General features: G+C 71.2%; 1 protein-coding gene. It reads right to left on the bottom strand.

All coding sequences use genetic code 11. The features are described from left to right. Positions 1-364, bottom strand: a 364-nt coding sequence (locus tag KVT32_RS29135; RefSeq protein WP_254637071.1) for an ATP-binding protein, incomplete at both ends; no start/stop codon positions are given.

Here is a 364-nt window from a genome sequence, read left to right as displayed (position 1 = left end):
ACGCCGAACTCGAGCTCGACGTGGAAGCTGGCGCCGGCGCCGGGCCGGCTCTCGACGCCCAGTTCGCCGCCCATCAGCCCGGCCAGGCGGCGCGCGATCGTCAGGCCGAGGCCGGCGCCGCCGTACTTGCGGCTGGTCGAACTGTCGCCCTGCGAGAAGGGCTCGAACATGCGTTGCTGCACTTGGGGCGCGATGCCGATGCCGGTATCGCGCACCGCGAAGCGCAGGCGTACCGCGCTTTCCGTGCGCGCCGTGAGCTCGACCGCGAGCACGACTTCGCCGCGCTCGGTGAACTTGACCGCGTTGCCGACCAGGTTGAGCAGGACCTGCTGCAGGCGCATCGGGTCGCCCAGGAGTTGTTCGG

This window comes from Achromobacter sp. GbtcB20, from assembly GCF_019091095.1.
Classification (GTDB): Bacteria; Pseudomonadota; Gammaproteobacteria; order Burkholderiales; family Burkholderiaceae_B; genus Achromobacter; species Achromobacter mucicolens.
This window is presented reverse-complemented; position numbering and strand designations above follow the sequence as displayed.